Annotated in this window: 1 protein-coding gene; it reads right to left on the reverse strand. The window is 76.6% G+C overall.

The window, feature by feature from the left end:
• The coding region (locus AC1MIR_RS22365) for an amino acid kinase family protein (protein WP_480030398.1) at window positions 1-500 on the reverse strand (500 nt) is incomplete at its 3' end.
• Window positions 501-740 lie beyond the last annotated feature (240 nt).

Below are 740 nucleotides of genomic sequence, written 5' to 3' on the forward strand. Positions count from 1 at the left end.
CGCCCCCCGGCGGCCCCCCCCCCCCGCCCCGCCCACCCCCCCCCCGCCGCGGGCCGCGCGGCGGCGGTGTCGGTGGTGAAGAAGGGATTGCCCGTGCCGGCGGCGAAGATCACCACGCGGCCCTTCTCCATGTGGCGGATCGCCCGCCGGCGGATGAAGGGCTCGCAGAGGCTGGCCATGTTGATCGCGCTCTGCACGCGCGTATGCACGCCGAGCTTCTCCAGCACGTTCTGCATCGCCAGCGCGTTCATCACGGTGGCGAGCATCCCCATGCCGTCGGCCTGGGCGCGGTCCATGCCGGAGGAGGCGCCGGAGACGCCGCGGAAGATGTTGCCGCCGCCGATCACGAGACAGACCTGCACGCCGAGGCGCACCACGTCGCGCACATCCTCGGCGATCGCCTTCAGCGTGCCGATGTCGAGCCCGTAGTCGCGCGGGCCCATCAGCGCCTCGCCGGAAACCTTCAGCAGCACGCGCTTGTAGCGGAGGGCTTCGGTCATCGGGGCTCCAGAAGGACTCCGGGAAGGGCGGCCGGGCGCGCGGCGGCGGAACATAGGCGTGGCTTCATGGCCACCGCAAGGCAGGGCGGCGATCCCATGCCGGCGCGCCCCTCGCGGCCGCGCAGTCGCGCCCCGGCCAGGCGTGCCGCGGCGCGCGGCGGGGGGGGCCGGGGCGCCGGGCCGGCCCCCCCGGGGGGGGGGCCCCCGAGCGCAACGCCCCGCCCCCGGCGGCGCAGGGGG

Source organism: Falsiroseomonas sp. RANM36 (assembly GCF_056682175.1).